The following is a 15,876-nucleotide window of genomic DNA, read 5'->3' as shown; positions in this document are numbered from 1 at the left end:
GATCACGCCGCCGCGGGCAAGGCGCAGAGGCGGATGTCCTGCGCCAGCGCATCGACCCGCTCCGGCTCTGAATCCCAGGCGAACATGAAGCGGGACGCCCCGCCGATGAAGCCGTAGAACTGCCAGCCGCGGGCGCGCAGCGCCTCTTGGACGGGCACGGACAGGTTCAGGAACACGCCGTTGGCGTCCACCGGTGCCGCGAGCGAGATGCCCGGCACGTCGGCGATTCCCCGCACCAGCCGTCGGGCACATTCATTGGCGTGGCGGGCGTTGTCGAGCCACGCCCCACTCTCCAGCATGCCGACCCAGGGCGCCGAGAGATAGCGCATCTTCGAGGCGAGCTGGCCTGCCTGCTTGCAGCGATAGTCGAAATCCTCCGCGAGTCTTCGGTCGAAGAAGATCACCGCCTCGCCCACCGCCATGCCGTTCTTGGTCCCGCCGAAGCAGAGCACATCGACGCCGGCCTTCCAGGTCAGCTCGGCCGGGGTCGCGTCGAGCGAGGCGCAGGCATTGGCAAAGCGCGCGCCGTCCATGTGCAGGCGCAGGCCCGAGGCGCGGCAGACAGCCGAGATGGCTGCGATCTCGTCGAGGCTGTAGACCCGCCCCGTCTCCGTGGCTTGGGTCAGCGTCACCGCCCGTGGTTTCGGGAAATGGATATCGCTGCGCTTGCCCGAAATCGTCCGCACGATCTCGGGCGTCAGCTTCCCGTCATCGGTCGCGGCGGTGAGCAGCTTCGAGCCGTTGGAGAAGAATTCCGGCGCACCGCATTCGTCGGTCTCGATATGCGCCGAGTCCGCGCAGATCACGCTGTGATAGGATTGGCAGAGCGAGGCCAGCGCAAGCGAGTTGGCGGCGGTGCCGTTGAAGACGAAGAAGACCTCGCAATCGGTCTCGAACAGCCGCCGGAAGCCGTCGGCCGCGGCCTGCGTCCAGGAATCGGCGCCGTAGGCGGGGGCGTGGCCGGCATTGGCCGCCTGCATCGCGGCGAAGGCCTCCGGGCAGATCCCGGCATAGTTGTCGCTGGCGAATTGCTGGTCGGCCACGGCACGCTCCCGCTTCGTATCGGCGTAAAAAGAAGGCCGGGCGGTGAGGGACCCGCCCGGCCTCATGACACCCATGTCGATCCACGGGCGGGTTTTTGCACCCCTCCCAATCGATGGGCAGCGTTTCAGCCGCTCGAATGTCAGGCCGCGGCGAGCGACATCGACATCGATTCCTTCTTCATCAACTCGCGGTAGAATCCGTCGAGATGGGTCAGCTTCTCCGGCGAGCCGTCCTGTACGATGCGCCCGCCCTCCAGAACGACGATCCGGTCGAAGTCCTTCAGCGTCGAGAGGCGGTGTGCGATGGCGATCACCGTGCGGCCCTTCATCAGGTTGGCGAGCGCGGCGCGGATCGCCTCCTCGGACTCGGCATCGAGCGCCGAGGTCGCCTCGTCGAGCAGCAGGATCGGCGAATCCTTCAGGATGGCGCGGGCGATGGCGATGCGCTGGCGCTGGCCGCCGGAGAGCTTCACGCCGCGGTCGCCGACGATGGTGTCGAAGCCTTCCGGCAGCGACTGGATGAAGTCGGTGCAGTGGGCGGCTTCCGCCGCTTTCCAGACCTCCTCGTCGGTCGCGTCGGGCCGGCCGTAGCGAATGTTCTCGCGCAAGGAGCGGTGGAACATCGACACGTCCTGCGGCACGACCGTGATCGCCTCGCGCAAGCTCTCCTGCGTGACGCGGTTGATGTCCTGTCCGTTGATGAGGATGCGTCCGCCCTGCACCTCGTAGAAGCGCTGGATCAGCGAGAACAGGGTCGACTTGCCACCGCCCGACTTGCCGACCAGCCCCACCGTCTGACCGGCCGGAATCAGCAGGTCGAAATCGGAGAAGACGGTGCGCCCGTCGGGATAGCTGAAGGCGACGTGGTCGAAATGCATCTCGGCGCCGGTCTGGCCGATGAGCCTCTCCGCTTCCGGATGATCGACCAGCTCATGCGGCTGGAGCAGCGTGTGCAGCGCCTCCGACAGGCGGGCGGTGTGCTGGGTCGCGTCCACCAGCGCGACGGCAAGGTCGCGCGTGGCGGCGAGGATGCGGATGCCCAATGTGCAGACGAGGACGACCTGACCGGTGGTGGCCTGACCGGCCTCCCACATCTTGATCGACCAGTAGAGCAGGCCGAGGATCGAGATCACGGTGAGGATGGCGTGGGTGATGCGCAGCTTCTCGAGGTAGAGGAGCGAGGAGCGGCGCGCCCGCATCTCGGAGCCGATGGTGCCGTCGAAGCGCACGAACTCGCGGTTGAACGCGGAGAAGGCGCGCACCAGCGGCATGTTGCCGACGAGATCGACCATCTCGCCATCGACGCTCGCGGCCTTGGCGGCGAAGTCGTGGTGCAGCGGCTTGCCGGCGGAGGCCATCTTGAACATCAGCAGCACGACCGCGGCGAAGATGCCGGCGAGCACGAGCGCCATCGTGAGGTTCACGGTGCCGATGTAGATGATCGAGAGCACGGCCGCGACGCAGGGCGGCATCACGTTGAACGTGAACATGTTCTCGACGGTGAAGATCGCGTTCGACGTCGCGGTGATGCGCGAGGCCAACGTACCGGGCTGGCGGTCGGCGAAGAAGGACGGGGCATGGCCCGTCATGTGGCGGAAGAGATCCCGGCGGATGTCACCGGTCACGCCGACGAAGGTGAAGGCCCCGACCAAGGCCGCGACGCGCCAGAGCAGGTTGTCGGCGGCGATGAAGCCGATCAGCACCGCCAAAGCCGTCCAGACCTGCCCTGCGCTCGGCCCCTTCCCGAGGGCATCGACCACGCCCTTCAGTGCATAATCGGTCGAGACCGAGAACGACACCGCACCGAGCACGGAGAAGAGAATCACGAGATGCGGGACGATCCGGCGCCTGAGATAGCGCCCGACGAAGGCCCCCGGTCTGTTGGCGTATTGGCAGAGATCTTCCATCGCGATCGTCAGTCCCGATTCGATCAGACCCGCTGGGCGCCGATTGTGGCTGGAGGGCGCACAGGGAGCCCGTTAACCGCAACGCGAAGCGTCGCCTTATGTTTCAAGCACGCGCGGCTTTCCGCCGGGTACCTCGGCGAAGCTGAACCACGCTTAAGCGGATGTGCGGCGCAAAAAGGATTCCAACCCCGTCGGCCGGCGCAGGTCAAGACGGGTCGTGGGCCTCGTCCCCGTTCCTGCGCCGGGTCTCCGGCATGATCAGGAGGACGAGGGCGAGGCCGGCGGCGCCGACAATGGCGAGCCCCAGGAACGCGGTCCCGCTGCCGAGTTCGTCGGCCATGAAGCCGGCGAGTGCCGTCGAGAGGGCGGCGCCGATGCCCATGCCGGTCCCGACCGCACCGAGTGCGGTGTTGAACCGGCCGGTGCCGCGGGTGACGTCGGAGACGATCAGCGGGACCATGACGCCGAGAACGGAGGCCGAGATGCCGTCGAAGACCTGGATCGCCACCATCCAGTAGGGATCGCTGACGAAGGCGAAGAGCAGGCCGCGGACGGGCAGGGCCGCAAAACCGATCACGAGGAGCGGTTTTCGTCCCCAGCTTTGGGCGAGGCGGCCGACGAAGGGGGCCGTGAGCGCGAGCACCGCCTGCGGGACCATGATGCAGGCGGCCACCAGAGCCGTGGCGGTCTCGCTGGCGCGCAGGGTCATGACGCTGCCGACGAGCGGCAGCATCGCGGCGTTGGCCAGGAAGAACAGCACCATGCAGGCGGCAAAGCACAGGAGCGCCCGGTTCTTCAGGAGCGCCGAGACGCCGCCGGCCTCTCGCGGTTCCGGTTCCGGGGCGGCGGGCCGGGGCCTGCCGGCTTCCACGGCGCGCCCCGACGGGATGAACGAGAGGGATACCAGGGCCGGGATCACCAGCACGCCCGCGAGATAGAACACGGCGTTGTTCGAGAGATAATAGCCGATCGCCCCCATGCCGGCAGCGCCAAGCGCGTTGCCCACCGCCGAGAAACTGGCATTGCGCCCCAGCCGCTCGCCGGCCCTGGCATGGCCGACGAGGCCGATGGAGATCGCGGCAATGGCCGGCGTCAGCACGCAGCTTGCCGCCGAGTGGATCGCCATGGCGAGCATCACGACGAGATAGGTCGGGAGCGCGGCCAGCATCACGGCGCTCGCGCCGACCCAGAACGCGGAGAAGCCGGCCGCGAAGCGCTTCGAGCGGGAGGCATCGACGAAGGCACCGCCCGGCATCTGCCCGAGCAGGCTGACGAGGCTGCCCACGGTGAGCGCGAGGCCGATATCCGATTGCGTCCACTTCTGCTGGGTGAAGTAGACGGCGAGGAAGGGCCCGAACCCGGTCTGCAGGTTGGCGATGAAGAACGTGAACGCGTCGAGACCGTAGGTCGCCCGGCGCGACGGATCGGCGGGACCGGGCGTGCTCGGTCGGCCCGCGCGCCGCACCGGACGGGAGCCGCCGCGCTCGCGAAGATCGGTGCGATGAATGTCGCGCTCGCGCGCTGGATAGGCGCGCCGTTCCGTCACCGGGCTTGCCGTCATTTGTCCGGAGTCTTCTCCGGTGGCCGGTCCGGGGCCTTGTCGGACGGGGCAGCAGGCTTCTCGGCGACGGCGGAGGCATCCCCTTCCGGCGGAACGGCGGCACCGGTGTTCGCGGCACCCGGGCTGGCGGCCCCGAGCACGACGATCGGATCGCCGGCCTTGTACTCGGGCGAGACGCGGACCTGATTGCGGTTGAGCTGGAGCGTGAGGCGCCCGACCTTGCCCTCGGTGGTGAACTTCAGGACGCGCCAATCCACCGCGATCTTGCGGGAGCCGACACCGAGAAAGCCGCCGAAATCGATCACCGCGGCGCGGGGCCGTCCGTCGCGGTCGATGATGACGTCGATGATCCGGCCGAGATCGTCGCCGTTCATCGCGCGGACGCTCTTGCCGAGCAGGCTCTCATAATCCTGGGTGTCGAGCACCACCGCCGGGGTGCCGCCCCCCTGGGACGGCGTCACGGCGCCATTCGCGGGTGCAGCCGGCGCCGTCGTGGGCGCTGCGGCCGGAGGCGGAGCGGTCACGGCGGGAGGCGACGCGTCGCCGGGGGCGCCCGACGAGCCGTCCGCGGCCATGGCCGCCGTGGCGAGGAGGGCGATCGCCGGTGTCACGATCGGCCGGATCAGTCTGAGCACCCCTACTACCTCTCGACAGTCGAAAAAGATCCGCGAGCCGGCCTCTGCGGGCCGGCGCTCCCCGGACATCATGGGGCGGGCGGACGCATCGTCCATGCCCGGCAACCACGGCGAAGTTGTGGATGGGCCGGAAACGCCGCCCCGGCCGCTCCGACCGTGCCGCCGCAACCGGGTGGACACGGGCGACGGCCGTCTGGTTTTCGCCCAAACCCTGCCTTAGACGGATGCAGGAAATCTTAACGTTGCCGACCCTTGGCCGCCCCCCAGGCCGACCCGTGGCCGGGGACGGCCGGTACGAGGACGAGATGACATGCTTAACCCGTCGAGACTCTGCGCCGCGGCGCTTCTTGCCGCGAGCCTTGGCGGCTGCCAGGCACTCGGCGGCGGCGGTGGGGTGATGCCGGAAACCGATCTCGGTCCTCCGCCCTCCGCCCGCGGCACGCTGCCCGGCCGCCCTCTGCGCAGCGCCCAGACCGACGATGACGGCCGCCCGCTGGCCGCCGCCCCGACCCGCGCCCTGGAACTGCCGAAGAACATCCGCGGCGACACCCGCACCGCCGATGATGGACCGCGCCGCATCCGCCGGGAAGAGATCGACGGCGAGACGACGTCGCGGTCCAGCTCCGGCGGCCTCGCCCCCCAGATGGGGGCGGGCGGCAGTGTCGGTCTCGGCGGCAAGTTCTGAGCCGCGAAGAGGGCCGTGCCAGACCTGACGAAATCAGGCTCGGCACGGCTCTAAGCCCCTGTTTTGACGGGCATTCCTTCGACGAACCCGTGACCGCTTCGCTGGAATGCGCTCTCTCCGTCGCAGCGGCGCCGCCGCCTCAGGCGGTCGGCGCCCTGCGGCCGCCCCAGTGATCGTTGAGGCGCCCGCCGAAGCCAGGATCGTCGAACGGATTCTCGCCGGGCCCCTGGGTCGGCGCGCCGTCGAGATCGGCGGGGTCGATATCGACGACGTATCCGCCGAGTTCGACCGAGTAGGTCAGCGCGTTCCAGGGCAGGGGATGGTAGTTCTCGCCAAAGCCGAGGAAGCCACCGAAGGACAGCACGGCGTAGGCGACCTGTCCCGACACCTTGTCGACCATGAAATTGTGAACGCCGCCGAGGTGACGCCCGGTGCTGTCGTAGACAGGGGTGCCCTCGACCTTATCGGAGGCGATCAACCGGGGTGTCTCGTCGGTCGCCACCCCCTCGCCGGAGGCAGGGTCCAGTTCCAGCGTCCCCGGCTTGCGATAGGCCCGCTCTTCGGGCAGATCCGTCGGCATCCACGTCTCCAGCATGTCCCTGACAGGCCCCGGCAGGCCCGTGATCCGGGTGTCTAGCGTGAATGCGAGGCGGCAAGCACGGTTCCCGCTCCGACCGGGGACTGGCGGCGGGATCATCGGAGCCCGGCCCGGTCGGCGCGAAAAAGTCCCTCCGGCAGTGGATTGGGCTGCGGAAAGGTCCGCTGATCTGTGGATGGATACCCCGGCGGCGCTGTTCTCCACTTGGAACGGGCGCGGCACCGCTTAGTTGTTGCTCCTCAGTGCCCCGATGCCTCGCGGCTTCGTGTCACGAATCGCCGGTCCGCAGGACGGAGGGAAACCATGGCTACCAAGACGACGGAGAAGAAGGCGGCTGCGCCCAAGAGTGCCCCGAAGAAGGAGACCGCCACGAAGGCCGCCTCCGGCACCAAGCCCAACGCGCTTCAGCAGCCCCTGAAGCCGTCTCCCGAACTCGCCGCCATCGTCGGCGATAATCCCCTGCCGCGCGGCGAAGTCGTCAGCAAGGTGTGGGAGCACATCAAGAAGCACAATCTCCAGAACCCGGAGAACAAGCGCGAGATTCTCGCCGACGACAAGCTCAAGAAGATCTTCGGCAAGGACAAGTGCTCGATGTTCGAGATGAACAAGCACCTCGCCGCACACCTCAAGTCCTGATTTGAAGGAACCGTTCGCGGGCCGTCCCTCGGAGTACGGCGCCGGTCAAGCCGGCCCCGTACGTCCGGTGGGCTCGGGAGCGGTGAGCCTCAGGTAATGCCGCGCAGCACGCCGCCATCGACCCGCAGAGCCGCCCCCGTGGTGGCGCTCGCGGCGGGCGTGCAGAGATAGGCGACCATATTGGCCACTTCCTCCGGCTGCGCGAGGCGCTTCAGGAGCGAAGTCGGGCGGTTCTCGGCGATGAAGGCGCGGCCCTTAGCCTCCAGATCGCCTTCGCTCCCGCCCATGGATTCGAGGAAATCCGCAACGCCTTCGGTCATGGTCGGGCCGGGAAGCACGCTGTTGACGGTGACGCCGCTGCCACCCACCGTCTCGGCGAGACCGCGGGAGACGGCGAGCTGTGCCGTCTTGGTCACGCCGTAATGGACCATCTCGGGCGGGATGTTGACGCCCGACTCGCTGGCGATGAAGACGATCCGTCCCCAGCCGCGCTCGACCATGCCGGGACCGTAGGCCCGCGCGAGGCGGATGCCGCTCATCACGTTCACCTCGAAGAAGCGGCGCCACTCGGCATCGGCGATCTCGAAGAACGGCTTCGGCTCGAAGATGCCGGCATTGTTGATCAGGATATCGACCCGCGGCAGGGCGGCGAGGAGTTCGCCCGCCCCCTCCTCGGTGCCGACATCGCCGATGCCGGCGATGAACTCAGCCCCCGGCACCTCGCCGCGTAGGCGCGCGATGGCCGCCTCCACCCGCTCGCCGGTGCGGCCGTTGACGGCGACGTAGGCGCCGAGCCGCGCGAGTTCGCGAGCCACCGCGTAGCCGATGCCCCCGGTGGAACCGGTGACGAGGGCGCTGCGCCCCTTCAGGTCGATGTCCATCATCCGCCTCCGTTGGCCGCACTTGTCTCTGTCCCAGCGACAACGCGCGAGTTCGGCCCTGGTGCTGAGCGACGATGCGCGGTCAGGGCCCCGTCCGCCGCAGGCCGCTTGCCAGGGCGCCCGCCAGCGCCAGGGCGACGGCGCACCACAGGGTGACGGCGAAGGCGCCCGTCGGGCCACCGGGGACGAGGCCGAACAACACGGCGACCCAAGCCGCGCCGAGGGACTGGCCGACGAGCCGGGCGCTTGCCTGCATGCCGCTGGCGCCACCGCTGCGCTCCCGCGGTGCGCTGGTGATGATGACTTTGTTGTTGGGCGACTGGAACAGCCCGAAACCGATCCCTGAAAGCGTCAGCCGCCAGACGATGTCGAAGGTCGTGGGCGCCTCCGGCAGGAGGGCCAGCGCCGCCATGCCGACGGCGAGCAGGCCGAGACCGAGGCTGCCGAGCAGCCCCGGCGGGAAGCGGTCGGCGAGCCGGCCGGCAAAGGGCGACATCGCCGCGATGGCGAGCGGCCATGGCGTCATCAGGAAGCCGGTTCGGGTCTCTGACAAGCCGAGAGCGTCGTGGAAGTAGAAGGGTAGGGCGACGTAGGCGATCATCTGCGCCGCGAAGGAGCAGATCGAGGCCACCATCGACAGGGCGAAGGCCGGAATCCGCAGGAGGTCGAGCGGCAGCAGCGGCGCTGCGAGCCGGATTTGGGTCCGTACGAAGACGATGCCGACCCCAACCGAGGCGGCGATTGCGGCCACGGCGAGCCCGCGGGTATCCGGATCCGCGAACGCGTCGAGACCGACGATCAGCAGCCCGACGGTGAGGGCATTGAGGCTCGCGCTCCGCAGGTCGAAGCGCCGGGCGGAGCGGGGCGTTCGCGGCAGCGTGCGCGCGCCGACCGCCAGCGCGACGAGCCCGACCGGCAAGTTGACGAGGAACAGCCAGGGCCAGGCTGCGACCGAGAGGATCGCGGCGGCGACCGTCGGACCGGCGGCGGAGGCCACTGCCACGATGAGCGCGACGTTGCCGACGCCGCGCCCGATCAGCCGGCTCGGATAGATGAAGCGCACCAGAGCGATGTTGACGCTCATGATCCCGGCCGCGCCCAGCCCCTGGGCGACCCGCGCAGCGGTGAGGCTTGCAAGGTTCGGCGAGACCGCGCAGGCGAGCGAGGCGGCGGTGAAGACGGCGAGACCGCCGAGATAGACCCGGCGGTAGCCCCAGATCTCGCCGAGCGTGGCGAGCGGCAGCAGGGCGGCGGTGACCGCGATCTGGTAGGCGCTGACGACGAAGATCGCTTCGGAGGCCGGCACGTCGAGGTCGCGGGCGATCACCGGCAGGGCGACGTTGACGATCGCTCCGTCGAGCACCGCCATGGAGATGGCGAGCGCCATGGCGCAGAGCGCCAGGAGCCGCTCCCGCAGCGGCAGCCCGTCGCCGCTCCTGTCTCCGGTCTTTTGAGCCGTCACCGTCCATCTTCCGGTGCTTGCAGGCGAGCGATCCGCCCTATCTGTCTCTCACCGGAGGCTGCGCCGCGCGTTGTCGGCGTGCCGCCGGGGCAGAGCCCGCGCCGTTCGCGCATCGCCCCCGGAAACCGCGCCGGGGACGATGCGCGCGCGTCTTGTATCTGCATCGTCTGTTTTCGAAAGCCGGCCACCACCTTTCGGGACGATGCTCGAGCCGGAGACGAAGTGTCCATGCGTGCCCACCCGATTTTCGCGCCGTGCCTTGCGCCTTGCCTCGCGCTTTGTCTCGCGATCGCACCGCTGCTGGCGCCCGCCGCCCATGCCGAGGAGCCGTCGCCGCTCGGCATCGGCCTCGAAGGCTTCGCCTATCCGTTTCCCGTGCGCTTCCTGCCGCTGAGCCGCGACGGCGAAGCGCAGCGCCTCGCCTACATGGATGTGCCGGCCTCCGACAACGCCAACGGACGCACGGTGCTGCTGCTGCACGGGCGCAACTTCCCGTCGAGCTACTGGGAGCCGGTCATCCGCACCCTGTCGAACGCGGGCTACCGCGTGGTGGTCCCCGATCAGCTCGGCTTCGGCAAGTCCTCGAAACCGATCGGCTCCTTCACCTTCGACCGGATGGCCGCCGACACCCTGGCGCTCGCCGACAGCCTGAAGATCCAGCGGTTCGACATCGTGGCGCATTCCATGGGCGGCATGCTCGCCGTGCGGATGGCCCGCAACTATCCGCAGCGGGTCAACAGCCTCGTGCTGGAAGCGCCGATCGGGCTGGAGGATTACCGCTTCACCGTCCCGCCGGTCTCCGACGAGACCCTGATAGCCCGCGAGGCGGACCTGACCGCGGACTCCTACCGCAAGCAGTTGATGACGAGCTACGCGCTGTCGATCCCCGCCTCGGCCATCGAGCCGTTCGTGTCGATCCGCGAGCGCGTGAAGGGTTCGGGCGAGTATTCGCGCTGGCTCAAGTCGTTCGTGAACTCTTACCAGATGATCTGGGGCCAGCCGATCGTCCACGAGATCCCGCTCGTGAAGGCGCCGACCCTGTTCATCATGGGGGCGAACGACCACAACGCCCCCGGTAAGGGCTTCGCGCCGACGGAGGTGCGCTCCACCATGGGCGACAACACGAGCCATGCGCGCGCGCTCGCCGGCCGGATGCCGAACGGAAGGGCCGAAGTCCTCAACAATGTCGGCCACCTCGTCCACATGGAGGCGACCGAGATGTTCAACACGCTGACGCTGGAATTCCTCAACACGCACTGATCGCTCGACCGTTAGAGCGCCTTCCGACGAAGTGGCCACCGGTTCGTCGAAAGAATGCGCGTCAAAACAAAGAGCGGGAGACGCCGGCCTGATGCAATGGGGTCGGATACGGCTCTAGCGACCCATCGCCGGCCGGGGCGTTTCACCCGGACATGACAGCAAATCCGGAGATTCAAACATGGATGTCGGTTTCATCGGGCTCGGCCGCATGGGCCGGGTCATGGCGGCACGGCTCGTCGCGGCGGGCCACCGGGTGCGGGTGTGGAACCGGTCGCCGGAGGCAGCCAGGGCGATCGAGGGCGCCGAGCCCGTGGCAAGCGCCGCGGAGGCCTTTGCGGGCGACGCCGCGATCACCATGCTCGCCGACGACGCGGCCCTGCGCGCCGTCACCATCGAGGGCGGGCTGCTCGATTCCGGGCAGCGGCCCGGCGTCCATGTCGGGATGTCCACGATCTCGGTGGCACTCGCCAAGGAACTGGCGGCGGTCCACGGACGGGCGGGCGTGCCCTACATCTCCGCACCGGTCTTCGGCCGGCCGGATGCGGCAGAAAAGGGGGCCCTGAACATCATCGCCGCGGGTGACGACGCGGCGATCGCGCGGGTACAGCCGTTGTTCGACGCCATGGGCAGCAAGACCTGGCGCTTCGGCGCCGAGCCGGAGAAGGCCAACGCCGTCAAGCTCGCGGGCAACTTCATGCTGGTCTCGGCCATCGAGGCGATGGGCGAGGCGGCCGCCTTCGCCGAGGGTCACGGCATCGCCGGAGCCGACGTGCTGGAGATGCTCACCAGCACGCTGTTCGCCTCGCCGGTCTACAAGAATTACGGCGCGATGATCATGGAGGGCCGCTACGAGCCGCCGGGCTTCACCATGCGGCTCGGCCTCAAGGATGTCCGCCTCGCCTTGGCCGCGGGCGAGGCGGTCAATGTGCCGATGCCGTTCGCCAGCGTGCTGCGCGACAACCTCCTCGACGCCATCGCCCACGGCGACGGCGACAAGGATTTTGCCGGGCTCGCCACGGTGGCCGCCCGGCGCAGTGGACGGTAAGCCTCAGCGCTTGGTGTTCGTCGCGGTCTGGCCGAACATCACCTTCTTCGCGTCCTCGCTCATCGGCTGGCCGTAGTGCGGGTTGGCTTCCACTGCCCGCGCATAGGCGGCTTCGGTGCCGGGGCGCTCGGCGATCGCCTCGAACCAGCGCTTCAGATTGGGGTGGTCGTCGAGGCGCTGGCCCTGCTTCTCCCACGGCACGATCCAGGGATAGGCCGCCATGTCGGCGATGGTGTAGTCGGCGCCCGCGACGAAGGCGCGGTCGGCGAGCCGCCGGTCGAGCACGCCGTAGAGCCGGTTGGTCTCCTTGACGTAGCGGTCGATGGCGTAGGGAATTTTCTCCGGCGCGTATTGCGAGAAGTGGTGGTTCTGGCCGAGCATCGGCCCGAGGCCGCCCATCTGCCAGAACAGCCATTGCAGGGTCTCCGCTCGGCCGCGCAGGTCGGCAGGCAGGAAGCGCCCGGTCTTCTCCGCGAGGTAAAGCAGGATCGCACCCGACTCGAACAGCGAGATCGGCGCACCGCCATCGCCCGGCTCGTGATCGACGATGGCCGGCATCCGATTGTTCGGTGCGATCTTCAGGAAGGCCGGCTCGAACTGCGCGCCTTTGCCGATATCCACCGGGTGGATCGTGTAGGGGAGGCCGGCCTCCTCCAGAAACATCGTCACCTTGTGACCGTTCGGGGTCGGCCAGTAATGCAGGTCGATCATCGCTACGCCTTGTCTCCGCGCCCACGAGGGCGATGCCTCCGGCCTGCGGCCAAGTGGGAACGTCGAGCGATCCGATCAACCCGCCATTCCGCTGGGGGATGTCCTTTACCTTTCCGTGATGAGCTACCGGGACGCAGGGAGGGCGGTCCATGGTCTCGGCAGTGTCCACGAGTTCGGCGGGCCTGAGCGCGGCGATGCAGCGCTTCGACGGGGCGGCGTCGCGCGTCGCCTCACCGCAATCCGCCTCCGAGCCGGTCACGGCCGTCACGGAGCTGGCCTCGGCCTCGCTCGGCGTTTCCATCAACACCGCCGCGCTGAAATCCTCGATCGAGACCGAGAAACGCGTCCTCGACATTCTCGTGTGACGAGCAGCGCCTTGCCGGCCGGGAGACGAGGGGGTATCTCCCTCACAGCGTCGGGGTGTAGCGCAGTCTGGTAGCGCATCTGCTTTGGGAGCAGAGGGTCGTAGGTTCGAATCCTATCGCCCCGACCATACCTTCCCCGGAGACGTCAGCCGTCCGATGCCGAGCGCCCGCATCTACCGTCCCGCCAAGGATCCTACGCAGTCCGGGCTCGCCCGCACCAAGCAGTGGGTTCTGGAGTTCGACCAGACCGAACCGCGCGAGACCGACCCGCTGATGGGCTGGACCGGCTCCTCCGACATGCTGCAGCAGGTGCGGCTCGAATTCGACACCTCGGACGAGGCGGTCGCCTATGCCAAGGCTTCGGGCATCGCCTACCGCGTCGAGGAGACGCCGCCGCCGATCGCGCGCAAGGGCCTGTCCTACTCCGACAATTTCAAATTCAACCGCACGGCGCCCTGGACGCACTGAGCGTCTCTCGCGAAGCGCCCGCCGCGCCGGAAGCAGCGGCCGTTTCGTGAGACACTCGAAGCCGCGTTCAGCGCCCCTTCCGCTCCGCCCAGGCGCGGTAGGGGCTCGGCTCGTCGGTCAGCGGGTGGTGGCGCACCTGCATCGGCTGCTCTTCCAGCGGCCGGCACAGCTCGGCATAGATCCCGGCACTGAGCAGACCCTCGGCCTCCGCCTCTTCGGCGGTGAAGGCGAAGTAGCCCTGTTTAACCCCGGCCAGCCGCATCGCCGCATGGCACATCGGGCAGGGCCGCCCGCTGGCGTAGACGATGCAATCGTCGAGCTTGGGCCGGCCGAGCCGCCGGCTCGCCTCCCGTAGCGCCACCATCTCGGCGTGATCGCTCGGGTCGTTGGTGCGGTGGATGCGGTTGGCCGCACGGGCCACGACCTCGCCCTCCCGCACGATCACCGCGCCGTAGGGGCGGCCCCCCTCGGCGACGTTGGCGAGCGCGAGTTCGGTCGCCTCGCGCAGATAGCTCTCGTGGTCTGGCATTCGTTTCCTCCTCAGAACGCGTAGCGCACCCGGCAATAGGGCATCCGCTCGGCGAGCAGAGCCTTGAAGCGGGCGAGCCATTTCCCTTTCCAGCCGGTGCGGTAGCGCAGGTTTTCGCCGCCGCCCTCCGAGCGCTTGGTCTCTTGGATGTCCGGCCGCCAGAGCAGATCCTCGGCCTTGGTGTGCCAGCCGAGGTTCACCTCGTGCAGCCCGGCATTGTGGGTCAGCATGATGATCTCGCAGGCGAGCTGATTCTTGGCGGCGTCCGAGATCGTCCCGTCGATCTCGTCGAACAACGCGGCCCAATCCGCCTCCCAGCCCTCGTAGAGGATCACGGGCGAGAAATTGACGTGGACCTCGTAGCCGGCGCGAAGGAAGTCGTCGATGGCGGCGATCCGCTCGGGGATCGGGGCGGTGCGCACATCGACGACCCGCGCGATCCGCGCCGGCATTAGCGAGAAGCGGATGCGGGTGCGCCCTCTTGGATCGTAGGCGAGGAGATCGCGGTTCACGGCCTTGGTCGCGAACGACCCCTTGGCATTGGAAATCCCGCGGAATTGCGCGACGAGATCGCGGACATTGTCGCAGATCATCGCATCGACTGAGAGGTCGCCGTTCTCGCCGAGATCGTAGACCCAAGCCTCCGGGTCGATCTGATCGGGCTCCGGCAGCGGACCCTGCTTGGCCGCATGGCGCGTGATCGCCGCGCAGACCGCATCGACATTCACGAACAGCGAGATCGGATTGGAAAACCCCTTGCGGCGCGGCACGTAGCAATAGGCGCAGGCCATCGCGCAGCCGTTCGAGGTCGAGGGTGCGATGAAGTGGGCGGAACGGCCATTGGGCCGCATCGCGAGTCCCTTCTTCACACCGAGCACCAGGGTCGATCGCTTGATCCGCACCCAGTCCTCGACCGAGCCGGCATTGCCGTGCAGCTCCGGGATGTTCCAGTGCGACGGGACCGCGATCCGCTCGGCGTTCGGATAGCGGGCCAGGATCTCGCGTCCGCGCGGATAATCGGCGACCGCCGGCTCGTGGAAGATGCGGTCGATGTCGATGAGGTCGCGCGGGGCCATCGCCTGGATCTAGGGCGACCGCGGCCTTCCGACGGGGCCTGCGGCGACAGGCCGTCGTGTCAGAGCCGCGCCAGCAACTCCGCCTTCTTGGCAGAGAACTCGTCCTCGGTCAGCACGCCTTTCTTGTGCAGGTCGGCCAGGCGTTCGAGGATCGAGAGGATGTCGTCCGGGCCTGCGCCCGAAGGTGTACCGGAGGGTGCCGCCCCCGGCCGGATGGCGGCGGGCGCCGACGGAACCGGGCTGGCCGCAGGGGCGACCGATGACGACGCGAACGCGGCGACACTCGTATCCACCGCCGGTTGGGGCGCCGACGGCGCCGCCCCCACCGCATCCCGCTCGACCGGCGTCAGATCTTCCAGCGAGAAGCTCCCCTGCGGTCCGCTGAAGCGCAGCGAGGCGCTGCCGCCCTGCTGCTGGCTCACGCCGGTGACGAGGCGGTCCCCGGTGTCATAGAGGGTGAGCCGCCCGCCGGTCTCGATGGCGAGGCGTCGGCGCTCGGGGAAGAAGGCGTAGCGCGTCGCGTTCTGCGCCCCCGCGCTCGACGGCAGCCCCAGTTCGTCCGGCCACCAATTGCCCGAGGCGGCTTCCTCGCGGAAGCCGGCGAGCGGCAGGGCCGTGGCGAGTTCGGTGCATAGGGCATCGACCTGCGCCTTCAGGGCATGGTCGTTCATGCGCCCGACCATCACCATGCCGCCACGCGACCATTGTCCGAAGCCGCCGAGATCGGGGTGGTCGAACTGGGCCATGTTGCCCTGGCCCGCCTGGAGCGCGCGCAGAAGGTGGCGCACCGCTTCCAGGCTGACGCCGTGCCGCTCGGCCAAGGCTTGAAGCCCGGCGTGCCGATGCTCGGGGTCTTCGATCATGGGTGACGGTCCCCCTCGGATGTGTCCGTGTCGATCGATGAGGGGCTTTGCAACGCGGGCCCCCACCGTGAGTTTCGTCCAAGGCCTACCACATCCGTGGCGGTGCGCAGCGGGTCGGGAAAAATTTGCTGCGTCGCGTCAGGCGAGACGG

General features: G+C 68.6%; 17 protein-coding genes and 1 tRNA gene. 7 read left to right on the top strand and 11 right to left on the bottom strand.

All coding sequences use genetic code 11. The features are described 5' to 3' along the window. Positions 1-2: 2 nt before the first annotated feature. From E4V01_RS07175 to E4V01_RS07160, 4 genes are all read right to left on the bottom strand, one after another. A complete protein-coding gene (locus E4V01_RS07175) occupies positions 3-1,043 on the bottom strand; it encodes a low specificity L-threonine aldolase (protein WP_135297863.1) in 1,041 nt (346 codons plus the stop codon). 140 nt (positions 1,044-1,183) lie between these two features. Continuing rightward, positions 1,184-2,950: an ABC transporter ATP-binding protein gene (locus E4V01_RS07170; RefSeq protein WP_060770511.1), complete on the bottom strand. Its 1,767-nt coding sequence runs from the start codon at positions 2,948-2,950 to the stop codon at positions 1,184-1,186. A 205-nt stretch (positions 2,951-3,155) separates the two neighbouring features. After that, positions 3,156-4,511, bottom strand: a complete 1,356-nt coding sequence (locus E4V01_RS07165) for an MFS transporter (RefSeq protein WP_135297862.1) — start codon at positions 4,509-4,511, stop codon at positions 3,156-3,158. Then, a complete protein-coding gene (locus E4V01_RS07160; RefSeq protein WP_135297861.1) occupies positions 4,508-5,146 on the bottom strand; it encodes a PRC-barrel domain-containing protein in 639 nt (212 codons plus the stop codon). The genes E4V01_RS07165 and E4V01_RS07160 overlap by 4 nt, the downstream gene beginning before the upstream one ends. 310 nt (positions 5,147-5,456) lie before the next feature. Between E4V01_RS07160 and E4V01_RS07155 the strand changes: the two genes are divergently transcribed. Continuing rightward, positions 5,457-5,831 carry a hypothetical protein gene (locus tag E4V01_RS07155; protein ID WP_060770514.1) on the top strand — a complete coding sequence of 125 codons (375 nt, stop codon included), beginning with the start codon at positions 5,457-5,459 and terminating at the stop codon, positions 5,829-5,831. Positions 5,832-5,970: 139 nt separating this feature from the next. On the opposite strand, the gene E4V01_RS07150 is transcribed toward E4V01_RS07155, so the two are convergent. Continuing rightward, the gene (locus E4V01_RS07150; RefSeq protein WP_060772302.1) at positions 5,971-6,411 is read right to left on the bottom strand and encodes a PRC-barrel domain-containing protein; all 441 of its coding nucleotides are present in this window, start codon (positions 6,409-6,411) and stop codon (positions 5,971-5,973) included. Between the two features lie 321 nt (positions 6,412-6,732). Here E4V01_RS07150 and E4V01_RS07145 point away from each other — a divergent pair, with 321 nt between their 5' ends. After that, positions 6,733-7,065, top strand: a complete 333-nt coding sequence (locus E4V01_RS07145; protein WP_003597961.1) for an SWIB/MDM2 domain-containing protein — start codon at positions 6,733-6,735, stop codon at positions 7,063-7,065. An 89-nt stretch (positions 7,066-7,154) separates the two neighbouring features. On the opposite strand, the gene E4V01_RS07140 is transcribed toward E4V01_RS07145, so the two are convergent. Together E4V01_RS07140 and E4V01_RS07135 are read right to left on the bottom strand one after the other, a co-directional pair. Next, positions 7,155-7,946: an SDR family NAD(P)-dependent oxidoreductase gene (locus tag E4V01_RS07140; RefSeq protein ID WP_135297860.1), complete on the bottom strand. Its 792-nt coding sequence runs from the start codon at positions 7,944-7,946 to the stop codon at positions 7,155-7,157. Between the two features lie 82 nt (positions 7,947-8,028). After that, positions 8,029-9,408, bottom strand: a complete 1,380-nt coding sequence (locus E4V01_RS07135) for an MFS transporter (RefSeq protein ID WP_135297859.1) — start codon at positions 9,406-9,408, stop codon at positions 8,029-8,031. Positions 9,409-9,636: 228 nt separating this feature from the next. On the opposite strand from E4V01_RS07135, the gene E4V01_RS07130 reads away from it, so the two are divergent. Further along, entirely contained in the window at positions 9,637-10,668 is a 1,032-nt protein-coding gene (locus tag E4V01_RS07130) for an alpha/beta fold hydrolase (protein WP_135297858.1), read from the top strand. Between the two features lie 178 nt (positions 10,669-10,846). After that, positions 10,847-11,713, top strand: a complete 867-nt coding sequence (locus E4V01_RS07125) for an NAD(P)-dependent oxidoreductase (protein ID WP_060770517.1) — start codon at positions 10,847-10,849, stop codon at positions 11,711-11,713. Between the two features lie 3 nt (positions 11,714-11,716). Here E4V01_RS07125 and E4V01_RS07120 read toward each other — a convergent pair whose 3' ends face one another. Further along, a complete protein-coding gene (locus E4V01_RS07120; RefSeq protein ID WP_135297857.1) occupies positions 11,717-12,424 on the bottom strand; it encodes a glutathione binding-like protein in 708 nt (235 codons plus the stop codon). Between the two features lie 149 nt (positions 12,425-12,573). On the opposite strand from E4V01_RS07120, the gene E4V01_RS07115 reads away from it, so the two are divergent. From E4V01_RS07115 to E4V01_RS07105, 3 genes are all read left to right on the top strand, one after another. After that, positions 12,574-12,789 carry a hypothetical protein gene (locus E4V01_RS07115; RefSeq protein WP_135297856.1) on the top strand — a complete coding sequence of 72 codons (216 nt, stop codon included), beginning with the start codon at positions 12,574-12,576 and terminating at the stop codon, positions 12,787-12,789. Between the two features lie 51 nt (positions 12,790-12,840). Then, positions 12,841-12,917 (top strand) — tRNA-Pro (locus E4V01_RS07110). Between the two features lie 28 nt (positions 12,918-12,945). Continuing rightward, positions 12,946-13,257, top strand: a complete 312-nt coding sequence (locus E4V01_RS07105; RefSeq protein WP_003597950.1) for an ETC complex I subunit — start codon at positions 12,946-12,948, stop codon at positions 13,255-13,257. A gap of 67 nt (positions 13,258-13,324) precedes the next feature. Here the strand turns inward: E4V01_RS07105 and E4V01_RS07100 are convergent, their stop codons facing one another. Genes E4V01_RS07100 through E4V01_RS07090 form a run of 3 tightly spaced genes read right to left on the bottom strand, consistent with a single transcriptional unit; the run spans position 13,325 to position 15,725 of the window. After that, positions 13,325-13,786, bottom strand: coding sequence for a nucleoside deaminase (locus tag E4V01_RS07100; RefSeq protein WP_060770519.1), 462 nt, complete (start codon positions 13,784-13,786; stop codon positions 13,325-13,327). A gap of 11 nt (positions 13,787-13,797) precedes the next feature. Further along, the gene (locus E4V01_RS07095; RefSeq protein WP_135297855.1) at positions 13,798-14,862 is read right to left on the bottom strand and encodes a spore photoproduct lyase family protein; all 1,065 of its coding nucleotides are present in this window, start codon (positions 14,860-14,862) and stop codon (positions 13,798-13,800) included. 59 nt (positions 14,863-14,921) lie between these two features. Beyond that, positions 14,922-15,725, bottom strand: coding sequence for an SHOCT domain-containing protein (locus E4V01_RS07090; protein WP_135297854.1), 804 nt, complete (start codon positions 15,723-15,725; stop codon positions 14,922-14,924). Positions 15,726-15,876: the final 151 nt, after the last annotated feature.

The organism is Methylorubrum sp. Q1 (assembly GCF_004683995.1).
Taxonomy (GTDB): Bacteria; Pseudomonadota; Alphaproteobacteria; order Rhizobiales; family Beijerinckiaceae; genus Methylobacterium.
The sequence above is the reverse complement of the archived record's forward strand: the minus strand, read 5'-3'. Positions and strand labels throughout refer to the sequence as shown.